Annotated in this window: 10 protein-coding genes and 2 pseudogenes; all 12 read left to right on the top strand. The window is 63.5% G+C overall.

Annotated features, from left to right (window positions below; all coding sequences use genetic code 11):
* The first annotated feature begins 126 nt into the window (after positions 1-126).
* Positions 127-1482, top strand: coding sequence for a TolC family outer membrane protein (locus LN139_RS02955; RefSeq protein ID WP_236358570.1), 1356 nt, complete (start codon positions 127-129; stop codon positions 1480-1482).
* A 179-nt stretch (positions 1483-1661) separates the two neighbouring features.
* A complete protein-coding gene (plsB, locus tag LN139_RS02950; protein WP_236358568.1) occupies positions 1662-4166 on the top strand; it encodes a glycerol-3-phosphate 1-O-acyltransferase PlsB in 2505 nt (834 codons plus the stop codon).
* Between the two features lie 103 nt (positions 4167-4269).
* Positions 4270-4694: pseudogene (locus tag LN139_RS02945) on the top strand (YbaY family lipoprotein).
* A 15-nt stretch (positions 4695-4709) separates the two neighbouring features.
* Entirely contained in the window at positions 4710-5408 is a 699-nt protein-coding gene (locus LN139_RS02940; protein ID WP_236358566.1) for a DUF4197 domain-containing protein, read from the top strand.
* 182 nt (positions 5409-5590) lie between these two features.
* Entirely contained in the window at positions 5591-6505 is a 915-nt protein-coding gene (locus tag LN139_RS02935) for a glutamate/aspartate ABC transporter substrate-binding protein (protein WP_236358563.1), read from the top strand.
* A gap of 68 nt (positions 6506-6573) precedes the next feature.
* Positions 6574-7320 (top strand): amino acid ABC transporter permease, encoded by a 747-nt coding sequence (locus LN139_RS02930; RefSeq protein ID WP_236358561.1) that lies wholly within the window; start codon positions 6574-6576, stop codon positions 7318-7320.
* Positions 7317-7985, top strand: a complete 669-nt coding sequence (locus LN139_RS02925; RefSeq protein ID WP_236360236.1) for an amino acid ABC transporter permease — start codon at positions 7317-7319, stop codon at positions 7983-7985. Before LN139_RS02930 ends, LN139_RS02925 begins: the two co-directional genes overlap by 4 nt.
* A complete protein-coding gene (locus tag LN139_RS02920) occupies positions 7982-8716 on the top strand; it encodes an amino acid ABC transporter ATP-binding protein (RefSeq protein WP_236358559.1) in 735 nt (244 codons plus the stop codon). The genes LN139_RS02925 and LN139_RS02920 overlap by 4 nt, the downstream gene beginning before the upstream one ends.
* An 82-nt stretch (positions 8717-8798) precedes the next feature.
* Positions 8799-10691, top strand: coding sequence for a sensor histidine kinase (locus LN139_RS02915; RefSeq protein WP_236358557.1), 1893 nt, complete (start codon positions 8799-8801; stop codon positions 10689-10691).
* Positions 10692-10735: 44 nt separating this feature from the next.
* A pseudogene (locus tag LN139_RS02910) lies at positions 10736-12008 on the top strand (sigma-54-dependent transcriptional regulator).
* 70 nt (positions 12009-12078) lie between these two features.
* The gene (locus tag LN139_RS02905; RefSeq protein WP_236358555.1) at positions 12079-12546 is read left to right on the top strand and encodes a hypothetical protein; all 468 of its coding nucleotides are present in this window, start codon (positions 12079-12081) and stop codon (positions 12544-12546) included.
* Entirely contained in the window at positions 12534-14813 is a 2280-nt protein-coding gene (locus LN139_RS02900) for a dermonecrotic toxin domain-containing protein (protein WP_236358553.1), read from the top strand. The genes LN139_RS02905 and LN139_RS02900 overlap by 13 nt, the downstream gene beginning before the upstream one ends.
* Positions 14814-14823: the final 10 nt, after the last annotated feature.

The raw sequence follows: 14823 nt of genomic DNA, 5'->3' as shown, positions 1-14823 counted from the left end.
AAAAACGATCTTAGAAGTTCAGAAAACGTTGCTAACAACTGATGTTAGGATCGCCAACCAGACGATCCAGCTAAAACGTCAAATGATTGGCGATGCAACACATCACACTACAGGGAGAAGTACCCGATGCGCGTTTTGACTCCGCTCTGCAGCGCCGTTCTTTTGGCCATGAGCGCCGGCTCACTGCATGCAATGACCCTTCAACAAGCCATTCAGGCCACGGTCGACAACCATCCTGAGCTGCAATCGAACATCAACGCGCGCCTCGCTGCGGATGAAGACGCCAAAGTCGCCCGCGGTGCCTACTTCCCGAGCGTGGACCTGGTCGGTGGCTGGGGGCGTGAGCGCTCCGACACGCCTACTACGCGCGCGCAAGGTAACCACAACAAGGAAACCTTGAACTACACCCAGTCGGAACTGCGCCTGCGCCAGATGCTGTTCGACGGCTCCAACACCTCGCGAGAAGTAGCACGTACCGAGTCGGTTTCGACCTCGCGTGCCTATTACGTGCAGGGCGTGGCCCAGGACCTGGCGCTGCGTGCAGTCGAGGTGTACCTGCAAGTACTGCAGCGCCGCGAAGAAGTGGCACTGGCGCGCAATAACCTGCAAGCGCACCAGCGTGTGAACGACCAGATCGGCCTGCGCACCGAGCGCGGCGTCGGCAGCAGTGCCGACAGCGACCAGTCCCGTGCCCGCGTCGCCCTGGCGCAGAACAACTATCAGACCGCCATGGTCGACCTGGCCGACGCCGAGTCCAACTTCTACAGCGCCGTTGGCCAGATGCCCGACCAGCTTGAAGAGCCGACCTCCATCATCGGTGAACTGCCGCCTGGCCTTGAGCAGGCTCGCCAGGCCATGCAGGAAAACAATCCGTACCTCAAATCTGCCCAGGCCGACGTGCAATCGGCCGAGCAGCAGTATGAAGGTGCCAAATCGCAGTTCTACCCGCGTGTAGATGCCGAGATGGCAGTGGGCGCGAACAACAACATCTCCGGTGAAGAAGGCCACTACAACAACTGGCGTGCAGGCGTAGCGGTCAGCTACAACCTGTTCCGCGGTGGTTCCGACAAGGCCCGCCTGCAAGGCGACGCGCACCGCATCAACCAGGCGATGGACATCCGCAACAACGCCCTGCGTACGCTCAACGAGAATATGTCGCTGGCCTGGCACGCAATGGAAAACGCCCGCATCCAGACCCCGGTTGCCCGCGAATACGCCCAGACCAGCACCCGCGTACGCTCTGCCTACCAGGACCAGTTCGGCCTGGGCCAGCGCACGCTGCTCGATGTACTGGACAGCGAAAACGAGCTGTACAACGCCAACCGCCGCTTCGTGGAAGTGCGCTACACCGAGGAATACTCGATGTACCGTGTACTGGCCAACATGGGTGAGTTGCTGCCCAAGGCACGCGTGGTGCTGCCGCCTGAGGCAGTGGCCAAGACCGAGGTTCGCAGCGAAGCCCGCCTGCCCGGCATGCGCTGAGTACCACGCCCGCCCGAGCATGCCTGTGCTCGGGCGGCATCTGCCGCTTCCCCTCCCGGCTGCCTTGCAGCCCATGTGCACTAAAGCACCGTTCGATTATCCAACGCATGACTGCCGCCAGCCCCGCTCGGCCGCTCTCTCGCTTGAGGCCCACAGCTTTTTGCTGCGCTTCTGGCACAATGCGCGGGTATTCAAGGACCTCCACAGCACATGACCCTCTCCCCCTTCGCCGGCTGGTGTTCAGCCTGCTTCGCCGCACCCTCTACCTGTGGGTGCGCTCGGAAACCATCAATCCGCCGTCGTACGGTGAGAATCTCGACCGCAGCACCCCTGCGTTCTACGTGCTGCAGTCGCCGGCACTGAGTGACCTGGCGGTGGTGGATCGGGAATGCGCCAAGGCAGGGCTGCCGCGCCCGGTGTGGCCGGTGGCGCTGGACTCTGTGCTGGAGCCGGCGGCGTTTCTCTACCTCACGCCCGACCCGGACTGGCTCGGCCGCCACGACAAGCGCGGCGCACCGCCTACTCTGCGCAGGCTCGTCGCGCTGGCGGCCGAAGATGCGAGCGTCGATGCGCAGATCGTGCCGGTGAGCGTGTTCTGGGGCCTGTCGCCTGCCAGTGAAAACAGTGCATGGAAGCTGCTGTTCGCCGACAGTTGGGCCGTCACCGGGCGCCTGCGCCGGTTAGTGACCATCATGATCCTGGGCCGCAAAACCCGCGTGCAGTTCGCCCCGCCGCTGCGCCTGCGCCAGTTGATGGACAACAACCATACGCAGGAGCGCACCACGCGCCGTGCCCAGCGCCTGCTGCGAGTGCATTTCCGCCAGCAAAAGGCCGCCGTGATCGGCCCTGACATCTCCCACCGCCGGCACCTGGTCAAAGGCCTGGTACACGCCCCGCAGGTGCGCGAAGCCATCACCGAGCAGATGCAGGCCAGCCACATCACCCAGGAAAAGGCAGAGAAACTCGCCCTGCGCTACGGCAACGAGATCGCTTCGGACTACACCTACACCGCCATTCGCTTTCTGGAGGTGGTGCTCAGCTGGTTCTGGCACAAGATCTACGACGGCATCAAGGTCGGCCACATCGATCAGGTCAAGGCCATCGCCCCCGGCCATGAAGTGATCTATGTGCCCTGCCACCGCAGCCACATCGATTACCTGCTGCTGTCCTACCTGCTGTTCCGAAATGGCCTGACGCCGCCCCACATCGCTGCCGGCATCAACCTGAACATGCCCGTGATCGGCAGCCTGCTGCGCCGCGGCGGGGCCTTCTTCATGCGCCGCACCTTCAAGGGCAATCCGCTCTACGCAGCGGTGTTCAACGAATACCTGCATACCCTGCACACGCGTGGCTTTCCGGTGGAGTATTTCGTCGAGGGCGGCCGCTCACGTACCGGGCGCATGCTGCGGCCCAAGCCCGGCATGCTCTCGATCACCTTGCGCAGCTATTTGCGCTCTTCGCGCACACCCGTGGTGCTGGTGCCGGTGTACATCGGCTATGAGCGGGTGCTGGAGGGCCGCACCTACCTGGGTGAACTCCGTGGGGCGAGCAAGAAGAAAGAATCGGTGTTCGACATTTTCAAGGTAATCGGCGCGCTGAAGCAGCGCTTCGGTGAGGTCGCGGTCAATTTCGGCGAACCGATTCGCCTGGGCCAGTTCCTCGACGTCAACCAACCTGGCTGGCAGCAGCAGGCCCAGGCCGAGGGTGAACGCCCACAGTGGCTGCATCCGGTCACCCGCCAGCTCGGTGACCAGGTGGCGCGCAGCATCAACGAGGCGGTGGCCATCAACCCGGTCAACCTGGTGGCGCTGGCGTTGCTCTCCAGCAGCCGCCAGGCACTGGACGAGGTCGCACTGGAAGGGGCGCTGAACCTGTTCCTGGCACTGCAACGGGCGGTGCCGTATTCCCCGTTCACCACGTTGCCCGAGGGCGATGGCAAGGCACTGATCGAGCACGTGCGTGGCATGGGGCTGCTGGCCGAGCAGCATGATCGGCTGGGGCGCATTCTCTATCTGGATGAACCCAATGCCGTATTGATGACCTATTACCGCAACAACATCCTCCATGCCTTCGCACTGCCGGCGTTGCTCGCCAGCTTCTTCCTCAGTGCGTCGCGGATGACCCGTGAACAGATGCAGCGCTTCACCCGCGCGCTTTACCCTTTCCTTCAGGCGGAGCTTTTCATTCGCTGGCCCGTGGAGGAGCTCGACACCGTGCTCGACCAGTGGCTGGCCGCCTTCGTCGAGCAAGGGCTGCTGCGCCTGGACGGCGACGCCTACGTGCGCGCAGCGCCCAGCTCCAGGGAGTTCGTGCTGCTGACGCTGCTGGCGCGCGGCATCACCCAGACGTTGCAGCGCTTTTATATGGCGATCGCCCTGCTGCTCAATGCCGGCCAGCACCAGCTCACCGCCGAATCGCTGGAGGAGCTGTGCACGGTGATGGCCAGGCGGTTGTCGATGCTGCACGGGCTCAACGCGCCGGAGTTCTTCGACAAGACCCTGTTCCGCCACTTCATCGAGACGTTGCAGGCGGTGGGCGTGGTGTTCACCGATGACCAGGGCCGCCTGGGTTACCAGGCGCGGCTGGGCGAGCTGGCTGAAGGCGCAGCCAAGCGCGTGCTGTCGGCCGAGCTGCGCCTGTCGATCCGCCAGGTGGCACTGCAACCGGAGGCGCCTGCGGTATGAACCTATGCCCGGGCACTTTCGGAAAACTCTCGAATAACCGCGCGCAGGTTGCACCGCCCATCCGTGGCGCTAGCCTTCCGGCCTTTTGATAGGAGCCCTGAACATGCGTATTCGCCCTTCGCCGCTGTGCCTGCCCTTGCTCGTATTAGGGGCCTGCACACAGGTTCCACGACCCAAAGCGACACTGGCCGGCGAGGTGTATTACCTGCAACGCATCGCGTTGCCGCCAGAGGCAGTGCTCAGCGTGAGCCTGCAGGATGTTTCCCTGGCCGACGCCCCGGCCGTTGAGCTCGGCAAGCAAGCGGCCCCACCGAGGGCCGCCAGGTGCCGCTGCCCTTCAGCCTCACCTACAACCCCAACCAGCTCAAGGCTGGCCACCGTTACGCGGTGAGCGCGCGGATCGAAGCGGACGGCAAGCTGCTGTGGATCAACTCCGAACAGCACAGCGTGACCCTCGATGGCCAGGACCCTTCACCGCTGCGCATCCGCCTGGAACCTGTGCATACTGGCGCACCGATCATTCACTGACACAAGGACACTCCCATGCTCCGTCGCTTCGCCCCCTTGGCCACCCTGTGCGCGGGTGTGCTGCTCTCGGCCAACGCACTGGCGCTGTCGCTGAACGACCTGTCGCAATCCGATGCCACCGGCGGCCTGAAGGACGCGCTGGCGCAAGGCGCACAAGTGGCGGTCAAGCAGCTTGGCACCCCTGGCGGTTTCAACAACAACCCGCAGGTGCGCATCCAGTTGCCCGCCAAGCTTGAGAAAGCCAACAAACTCATGGGCGCGTTGGGCATGGGCTCGCAAGTCCAGGACCTGGAGAACGGCATGAACGCCGCTGCCGAGGCCGCAGTGCCGCAAGCTCAGGCGATTCTGGTGAACTCGGTGAAGAACATGACCGTCACCGACGCCAAGGGCATCCTTCAGGGCGGCCAGGATTCGGCCACCCAGTACCTGAACAAGAGCAGCCGCGAGGAAATCCGCGCCAAGTTCCTGCCCATCGTCAAGGCCAACACCGACAAGATCGGGCTGGCACAGAAATTCAACGGTGTCGCGGGCCAGGCCAGCACCCTGGGGCTGCTCAACAGCAAGACCAACACCGTCGAAGGCTATGTCACTGAAAAGGCCCTCGATGGGCTGTTCACGATGATCGCCCAGCAGGAGGAGTCGATTCGCAAGAACCCCGCGGCAGCGGCCAGCGGCCTTGCCAAGAAAGTCTTCGGTGCACTGGGTTCGCGATAGTCGGAATTCCGAACAGCACTTCGGTGGCACATCCGGGATCCCGGATGGCCAGCCGCCAGCCCTGCGTTCGAGGCCCCGAAAACCGGGGCCTTGAGCGTTTCCAGAAGCTGGCACGCGTCATGCTCTGTTCTCGTCAGCCAACTCTGGCGTACTAAAAAGAACAAACCTCGAGGATACAAAGCATGCGTATCGCCCCGACCCTGTTGAGCCTTTCCCTGTTCGCCGCCCTGTGCAGCACTGGCGCCCAGGCAGAGGAACTGACCGGCACCTTGAAGAAGATCAAGGATTCCGGCTCCATCACCCTCGGCCACCGTGACTCCTCCATCCCCTTCTCCTATATCGCTGATGCCTCCGGCAAACCGATCGGCTACTCGCACGACCTGCAACTCAAGGTCGTCGATGCGCTGAAGAAGCAACTGGACATGCCCAATCTCGAGGTCAAGTACAACCTGGTGACCTCCCAGACCCGTATCCCGCTGGTGCAGAACGGCACCGTCGACCTGGAATGCGGCTCCACCACCAACAACGCAGAGCGCGGCCAGCAGGTCGACTTTTCGGTAGGTATCTTCGAAGTCGGCACCCGCCTGCTGTCGAAGAAAGACAGCGCCTACAAGGATTTCGCCGACCTCAAGGGCAAGAACGTGGTAACCACCGCCGGTACCACTTCCGAGCGCCTGCTCAAGGCCATGAACGCCGACAAGCAGATGGGCATGAACGTGATTTCCGCCAAGGACCACGGTGAAGCCTTCCAGATGCTCGAAACCGGCCGCGCCGTGGCCTTCATGATGGACGACGTGCTGCTGGCCGGCGAAATGGCCAAGGCCAAGAAGCCCACTGATTGGGAAGTGACCGGCACCCCGCAATCCTATGAAATCTACGGCTGCATGGTGCGCAAGGGCGACGAGGCCTTCAAGAAAGTGGTCGACGACGCCATCACCGCGACTTACAAGTCCGGCGACATCAACGGCATCTATAACAAGTGGTTCGAGCAGCCTGTGCCGCCGAAGAACCTGAACCTGCAGTTCCCGATGAGCGACAAGCTCAAGGCCCTGATCGCCAACCCGACCGACAAGCCGGCGCCCGACAAACAGTCGTAAGCCTTGCACCTGGCCGCCTGCGCGGCGGCCAGGCTCTTTCGGTCACCCCTTTCGTGTAGGCCACTACCATGCACTATTCCTGGAATTGGGGCGTATTCTTCGACTCCACCGGCGTAGGCGACGAGATTTACCTGGACTGGTACATCTCGGGCCTGGGCTGGACCATCGCCATTGCGCTCAGCGCCTGGGTCGTCGCCCTGGCGCTCGGCACCGTGCTCGGCGTGCTGCGCACCGTCCCCAACCGCTGGCTGCGCGCCATCGGTACTGCATACGTCGAATTGTTTCGTAATGTCCCGCTACTGGTGCAGCTGTTCATCTGGTACTTCCTTGTCCCCGACCTGTTGCCTGAAGGCGCGCAGGAATGGTTCAAGCAAGACCTCAACCCCACCACCTCGGCGTTCATCAGCGTGATGATCTGCCTGGGGCTGTTCACTGCCGCGCGGGTGTGCGAGCAAGTGCGCACCGGTATCGAGTCGCTGCCCCGCGGCCAGGCTGCTGCCGCCCGCGCCATGGGCTTTACCACCAGCCAGATCTACAGGATCGTGCTGCTGCCTCAAGCGTTTCGCATCATCATCCCGCCGCTCACCTCCGAATTCCTGAACGTGTTCAAGAACTCCTCGGTGGCCTCGCTGATCGGTTTGATGGAGCTGCTGGCGCAGACCAAGCAGACCGCCGAGTTCTCGGCGCGATTGTTCGAGGCATTCACCCTGGCCACCTTGATCTACTTCACCTTGAACATGAGCCTGATGTTGCTGATGCGCCTGGTCGAAAAACGCGCCCTGGTGCCCGGCATGATCTCCACGGGGGGTAAATAATGGACTTCTCCGGAATCGTCCCGGCGCTGCCTGCGCTGTGGAATGGCCTGGTCATGACGCTCAAGATCATGGCACTGGGCGTGGCGGGCGGTATCACCCTCGGCACCCTGCTGGCGCTGATGCGGCTGTCACATAACCCGCTACTGTCGAAAGTGGCCGGCTTCTACGTCAACTACTTCCGCTCCATCCCGCTGCTGCTGGTCATCACCTGGTTCTACCTGGCGGTGCCTTTCGTGATCGGCTGGATCACCGGCACCAATACGCCCATCGGTGCGTTCACCTCGTGCGTGGTGGCGTTCATGATGTTCGAGGCGGCGTACTTCTGCGAAATCGTGCGCGCCGGCGTGCAGGCCATTCCCAAGGGCCAGATGGGCGCCGCGCAGGCGCTGGGCATGCGCTACGGCCAGATGATGCGGCTGATCATCCTGCCCCAGGCGTTTCGCAAGATGACCCCGCTGTTGCTGCAGCAGAGCATCATCCTGTTCCAGGACACCTCGCTGGTCTACACCGTGGGCCTGGTGGACTTCCTCAACTCCGCGCGTTCCAGCGGCGACATCGTCGGCCAGGCCAATGAGTTCCTGATCTTCGCCGGTGTCGTGTACTTCCTCATCAGCTTCGGTGCCTCGGTACTGGTCAAGCGCCTGCAGAAAAGGTTGGCCGTATGATTTCCATCAAGAACATCTCCAAGTGGTATGGCAACTTCCAGGTGCTCACCGACTGCAGCACCGAAGTCAAGAAGGGTGAAGTGGTGGTGGTGTGCGGCCCGTCCGGGTCGGGCAAGTCCACGCTGATCAAGTGCGTCAACGCGCTTGAGCCCTTCCAGAAGGGCGACATCGTGGTCGACGGCACGTCGGTGGGCGCAGCCAAGACCGACCTGCCCAAGCTGCGCTCGCGGGTGGGCATGGTGTTTCAGCATTTCGAGCTGTTCCCGCACCTGTCGATCACCGAAAACCTCACCATCGCGCAGATCAAGGTGCTCGGCCGCAGCAAAGAGGAAGCGACCGAAAAGGGCCTGAAGCTGCTCGACCGCGTTGGCCTCAAAGCCCACGCGCACAAGTTCCCCGGCCAGCTTTCCGGCGGCCAGCAACAGCGTGTGGCGATTGCTCGGGCATTGGCGATGGACCCGATCGTCATGCTGTTCGACGAACCCACCTCGGCACTCGACCCGGAAATGGTCAATGAAGTGCTCGATGTGATGGTGCAGCTGGCTCAGGAAGGCATGACCATGATGTGCGTAACCCACGAAATGGGCTTTGCACGCAAGGTGGCCGACCGGGTGATCTTCATGGACCAGGGGCAGATCGTCGAGGATTGCGCCAAGGACGAGTTCTTCGGTGATATCGAAGCGCGCTCGGAACGTGCCCGCCACTTCCTGTCGCGGATCCTGCAGCATTGATCGGCCGCCGCGCCCTGCCCGCCCTGGCCACGCCGCTGCGCGTGGCCAGGTGCTCGGCGCTGGGCAGCGGCAGGGCGCTGTGATGAAATGGCGCCCTACTCCTGAACGGCCCTCCACCTTTCTCGTGCTCCCACGTTCCCACCGCCATTTGCTGATGTTGCCATTGATCGTGCTGGTCACCAGCGCCCTGGGCGTGCTGGGCTACTGGATCAGCGATCAGTACGGCCTGCGCTCGCTCAGCGAAGCCGGCGCGCGGCAGATGGAGCTCAATGCACGGGCGCTCGAAATCGAGCTGAACCAGTACCGTTACCTGCCCAGCGTGCTGGAGCTGGAAACGGGGGTCTCCGACCTGCTGGCCTGGCCCGACGGCGGCCGGCGTGGCGCGGTGAACACCTACCTCGAAGGCCTGCAGCGGCGCAGCGGGGCACGGGTCATCTATGTGCTCGACCCCACCGGCCGCGTGCAGGCCACCAGCAACTGGCGCGACACCGACAGTTTCCTCGGCGAGGACCTATCGTTCCGCCCTTATTTCAAGGATGCCATCCGCGGCCAGACCGGCCGCTACTACGGCATCGGCACCACCAACGGCGAGCCTGGCTATCATCTGGCCCATGGCCTGGAAGATCACGGCAGGATCATCGGCGTGGCCGTGATCAAGGTACGCCTGGAGGCAATGGAAGAACGCTGGAAGCGCGCGCGCCTGGAAGCCTTCGTCAGCGACGAAAACGGGATCATCATCCTCTCCAGCGACCCGGCGCGGCGCCTCAAGTCGATCTACCCGCTCAACGAAGTGATCCTCGAGCGCCTGGCGCGCAGCCTGCAATACTACTGGTATCGCCTGACCGAGCTGGAGCCGGTAGACCGCGAAACGCTGGCCCAGGACCTGGAGCGGCTGTCGCTGGTGCAAACCGATGACAACGGCAATGCCAGCACCATCACCTATCTGGCACAAAGCCGCCTACTCCCTGATACCCACTGGCGCTTCACGCTGCTCACGCCGCTGCGCGAACAGCGTCATGAGGCGATGATCCTCGGTGCGCTGGTGGGCGTGGCCTTCGCCCTGCTGGCCTTTTTGCTGATCGCCTGGAAAGAGCGGCGCAAGGTCCTCGCTACCCGCCTGGCCGCTCGAGAAGCGCTCGAAGAGGCCAACAACCTGCTGGAAAAACGCATCGCCGAGCGTACCGCCGACCTGCGCGCCAGCAACGAACGCCTGCGGGCGCAGATTCGCGAGCGGCGCCACGCCGAAGAAACCCTGCGCCAGGCGCAGGATGAACTGGTGCGCGCCGGCAAACTGGCCGCCATTGGGCAGATGTCCACCAGCATTGCCCACGAGCTGAACCAGCCGCTGGCCGCGCTGCGCACGCTCTCCGGCAACACCGTTCGGTTTCTCGAACGAGGCGCGCTGGACGTGGCCAGCACCAACCTGCGCACCATCAACGACCTGGTAGACCGCATGGGCCGCATCACCGCCAGCCTGCGCGCTTTCGCACGGCGTGGCGACGACCACGGCCAGGCCAATATTGGCAGCGCGCTGGATGCCGCACTGCAGGTTCTCGATAGCCGCCTCGCAGGCGTGCAGGTGGACCGGCAGGCGGCGGATGCGCGCGTCGGAATAGACCAGACCCGCCTGGAACAAGTGTTGGGCAACCTGATCGGCAATGCCCTGGACGCCATGGCAGGCATGGATGCGCCGCGGCTCACGCTGCGAGGCCAGGTGCTGGGCGAGCATTACTGCCTGCGGGTGCAGGACAACGGCCACGGCATCGACGATGCTGCCCGCCAGCACCTGTTCGAACCCTTCTTCACCACCAAGCCTGGTGAACAGGGCCTGGGGCTGGGCCTGACACTCTCGGCCAGCCTGGCTGCAGCCGCCGGCGGCGAGCTGGCCCTGGCCGCTGACGAGGGCCCCGGCGCCACCTTCCTGCTTCGCCTCCCCTTGTTGCCCACCCCCAGCCTTGCGAGCCCCTCGACATGAATACCCCCTTGAGCGTTCTGATCGTCGAGGATGATCCCCATGTGCTGCTGGGCTGCCAGCAGGCACTGGCGCTGGAGGACATCGACTGCGAGGGGTGAGCAGCGCCGAGCAGGCGCTGGCACGGGTGGGCAACGACTTTGCCGGGATCGTGGTCAGCGACATTCGCCTGCCGGGCATGGACGGCATGGCCTTGCTGGCCGAGCTCAGAGCCCGTGACCCCAGCCTGCCGGTGGTGCTGATCACTGGCCACGGCGACATTTCCATGGCTGTAGGTGCGATGCGCCAGGGCGCCTACGACTTCATGGAAAAGCCGTTCTCCCCGGAACGGCTGGTGGACGTGGTACGCCGCGCCCTCGAGCACCGCGGCCTGGCGCGCGAAGTGCACCACCTGGAAAAACAACTGGCCGGCCGCGGCGCACTGGAGCAACGCATCATTGGCCGCTCGCCTGCCATGCAGGCGGTGCGGGAGCTGATCGCCAACGTGGCCGACACTGCCGCCAACGTGCTGATCGAAGGCGAGACCGGCACCGGCAAGGAGCTGATCGCCCGCTGCCTGCATGACTTCAGCAGGCGCCAGCATCAGCCCTTCGTGGCGCTCAACTGTGGCGGCCTGCCTGAAAGCCTGTTCGAGAGCGAAATCTTCGGCCATGAAGCCAACGCCTTCACCGGTGCCGGCAAACGCCGCATCGGCAAGGTGGAACATGCCAACGGCGGCACCCTGTTTCTCGATGAAGTCGAGAGCATGCCGCTGAGCCTGCAGATCAAGATGCTGCGCGTGCTGCAGGAGCGCCAGGTCGAACGGCTGGGCTCGAACCAGCCGGTGGAAGTCGACTGCCGGGTGATCGCTGCCACCAAGGCCGATCTCGACGCGCTGGGCCGTGAAGGCGGGTTTCGCAGCGACTTCTACTACCGCCTGAACGTCGTCACTCTGGAACTGCCGCCGCTGCGTGAGCGCCGTGAAGATATCCTCCAGCTGTTCGAGTACTTCCTGCAGCAGGCGGCGCTTCGGTTTGACCGCCCCGCCCCGAGCTGGACAGTCATACCGTCTCCAAGCTGATGAGCCACGACTGGCCGGGCAACGTGCGCGAACTGCGCAACGTGGCCGAACGCTTCGCCCTGAGCCTGCCGGCGTTCAAGCAGGGCAGCGGGCTGAGCCAGGGCCTGAGCTTTTCCGAAGCCGTGGAAGCCTTCGAGCGCAACCTGCTCACCGATGCCCTGGCACGCACGGGCGGCAACCTGAGCCAGGCCAGCCAGGAACTGGGCATGGCCAAGACCACACTGTTCGACAAAGTGAAGAAGTACGGGCTCAACGGATAACTATCATACAGCCTTGAGATTGCACAGTGCGCGCTTCAATACGCGCTCTTGCCACCACAGGGCCGTGAACATGAGCGAACTGAACCCCGATACCCTCTCGCCAGACGCTTTCGACAGCACCACCACCTTCGAACACCATGAACCTTCCCTTGCCGAAGCCAGCGCCCAGAAAGCGCTGGCCCTGGCGTGCCTGGTCAACTCCAGCGACACCTTCGAGCAACTGCTCGGCCATTGCCTGGACGCCGAAAAAATCCGCCAGAACAGCCTGACTCTAGCTTGGGCATTGCTCGGAGCACTGGCTCCTGATCATCACTACACAGCCGCCGAGCTCGAGCAGCTCACTGAACTCAACCTGCAGGTACTCGCACTTGAAACCCGTATACAGGCCGCATTGGGCGTACTGAACGATGAAGAAATGAAGCTGGTGATCAGCGTGACCAGCCAACTGCTCAAGGGTGAAGCGATCCTGCCCAGGTACCGCCTGGCTGAATTGGTGATGACCGAGACCGAGCACTTGCTCCTGGTGTGGTACTGCTGACCGAACACTCGGCACTGGCCGAGCAGGGCCAGCCTGCGATAACGCTGCTGGCGTGGCATCGGTTGCCCGGTGGCCTGAAACGCTATGGCTCGCCAGCAGAGGCCTGCGCGCATGTTCAGTTGCTGCTGGGCATGGAACCCTCGCAACAGATCACAGCGCGCTCTGCTACGGATCAAGCATTCACTTCTGCCCTGCTGGCCTCACTGAACACCGGGGTAGCTGCCGCCGACCCCGCGCTGCCGCTTGACGAGATACGCCTGGAGCTACTGGAGGCATTGACGCCGCCCCCTCACTGGCCACGCGATCACGCGCTATCGCAGGTGCTGGCCGGGCAGCAACTGTTGGCGATCGGTAACCTGGACCTGGGCTGGCTCCGACAGCTGGACGAGGAGCAGCGCCGAAGGCTGGTCAGCGACCTGGCAGAGCATTGCCAGGCCCATGAGGAAGCTCGGGTACATCAACAAGCGCACCTGCCCTCACGCCAGAGCTGGCTACAGAAACAGGTCGCTCAACGGCTGCGGGACGATTTCGGCGCCGAGGGCTACTGCCAGGTAACGCTCGACCTGCCGGCGCAACTGGAACAGCGGGCACTGCCGCATTCGGGCGACCCACGGCAAGTGCCGGTTTTCGAGACGGTACCGAGCGTGGAGCGCGAGCTCATTTCGCTCGAGCAGTTTCTGTTGCACAACATCGACCCTTCGGTGGACAGCGAGCTGGACCGGCGCCTGGATTTTCTGGCTGTGCAGGTCGAGAGCGACGTGGCGACTACCGCGGCACGCTTACGCACCGGCATCGACAGCCAGTGGTTGAAAGCCACTGCAACGGCGCTGGACCTGGCCCAAGCCTATGAATCGGTCCTCACCGGCTACTTCTTTCCCGCAATCGAACACAACCATCAACGCCGGGCATTGCTGCGACGGCCGTTCGAGACCGCACTTGCGCTGCAGGCCCGCCTGGCCGGCTTGCTGGGCCTTATCGATACGCAGGCCCAAGCCATGCTGGAGCTCGCCGTTCAGGCGCACAGCCCTGATCAGTGGGGTACGGTACGTTTGCAGCCAGTGGGTTTGACGGTATTCGACCAGGACCTTTACGTCAGCGGTGCCCAGATAGAAAGCGCGCTGTTGATCGTCGACACTGCACGCCCCTGTGTGCTGCTGTACCTGCCACAGGCGCCCGAAGCCATCCTGTCCCAACATGCCACGGTAGCCGAGGCCCTCGAGCACCTGGCTGGCCTGTGCCTGAAGCCAGCTATCCGAGACTACATCGCCAGCCGCGCAATCGAAGGCGATCCCAAATGGCTCGCAGCGCGCATCGATCAGGCCTTGCAGAACGGCTTCTACCGCCTGTTCCAGAGCCAGACCACCTGGCCCGGGGAGCGGTCGATGGCGCAACAACTGCTTAACGAGCGTGCCGGTGCGTACCTGCGAACCCACCGCCAGACAGCCCGCAGCAATGGCGATCTGCTGGGCCTGCACAACCAGTTGTCACGCCAGCAGGTGGTCGATGGTATCCAGATCGCGCTGGGCTTTTTGCCGGGTGTCGGAACCCTGATTGGTATCGGCGAGGGCTTGTACGGCCTGTACAAGGGCGCACGCCATTTCGAACGAGGCACAAGCCACGATGGCCTGCTGGAAGTCCAGATGGCGTTGATGGCGCTGCTCGGCGCAGCGTTGGACCTGTTGCCTACGGGGGCGGCGTTGTCCCCGGCAGCAAATCGCGCGGTGGCCCGTGCCAGCCGCCCCGGCCATATCACCAGCGCCAGCCAGCAACGCCTGGCGGCCCAGCGGTTACGTCTGGATCGCCCTTTCGAAGGCTACGCGGTCGAGCACAACCTCGAGGGCCTGGCGGTGGGCACCGAGAACCGCTTCAAGGGGGTGTATCAGGACCAGGGCAATCACTGGATCCTGCGCAACGGCCAGGCTTATCAGGTGCAGTGGGACACCGCGATGCATACCTGGCGCCTGCGCAGGCCAGGCAGGGCGTTCGCCGAACAACCCGTAGCGCTTGGTCCTGAAGGTACCTGGGAAACTCACCGGCAATCTGTTCGGCCGGCTGATACAGCATGGTGGCCAAGGTGGAGGAAACGTGCTGCAGCGTGCAGCCGATGCGGCCCACGGCCGCGTTCCGCTCTGGTTGAGACGCTATTTGCCACAACGGGTGCTGTTGCAGATCGAAACTCGCCAACAGCGTCTGAGCCGGTTGACCGAGCAGGTTGCGCGGATCTCCGAGGACGTCACCCCTATCATGCGCAAAGCTCACAGTGGTGAGCTCACTCTC

Source organism: Pseudomonas sp. KNUC1026, from assembly GCF_021650705.1.
In the GTDB taxonomy this organism is placed as follows: domain Bacteria; phylum Pseudomonadota; class Gammaproteobacteria; order Pseudomonadales; family Pseudomonadaceae; genus Aquipseudomonas.
This window is presented reverse-complemented; position numbering and strand designations above follow the sequence as displayed.

Bases quoted from the DNA above. Each gene is read 5' to 3' on its own strand.
- LN139_RS02935 (WP_236358563.1), top strand. From the start codon at position 5,591: ATGCGTATCGCCCCGACCCTGTTGAGCCTTTCCCTGTTCGCCGCCCTG.
- LN139_RS02905 (WP_236358555.1), top strand. From the start codon at position 12,079: ATGAGCGAACTGAACCCCGATACCCTCTCGCCAGACGCTTTCGACAGC.
- LN139_RS02955 (WP_236358570.1), top strand. From the start codon at position 127: ATGCGCGTTTTGACTCCGCTCTGCAGCGCCGTTCTTTTGGCCATGAGC.
- LN139_RS02920 (WP_236358559.1), top strand. From the start codon at position 7,982: ATGATTTCCATCAAGAACATCTCCAAGTGGTATGGCAACTTCCAGGTG.
- LN139_RS02940 (WP_236358566.1), top strand. From the start codon at position 4,710: ATGCTCCGTCGCTTCGCCCCCTTGGCCACCCTGTGCGCGGGTGTGCTG.
- LN139_RS02930 (WP_236358561.1), top strand. From the start codon at position 6,574: ATGCACTATTCCTGGAATTGGGGCGTATTCTTCGACTCCACCGGCGTA.
- plsB (WP_236358568.1), top strand. From the start codon at position 1,662: ATGCGCGGGTATTCAAGGACCTCCACAGCACATGACCCTCTCCCCCTT.
- LN139_RS02915 (WP_236358557.1), top strand. From the start codon at position 8,799: ATGAAATGGCGCCCTACTCCTGAACGGCCCTCCACCTTTCTCGTGCTC.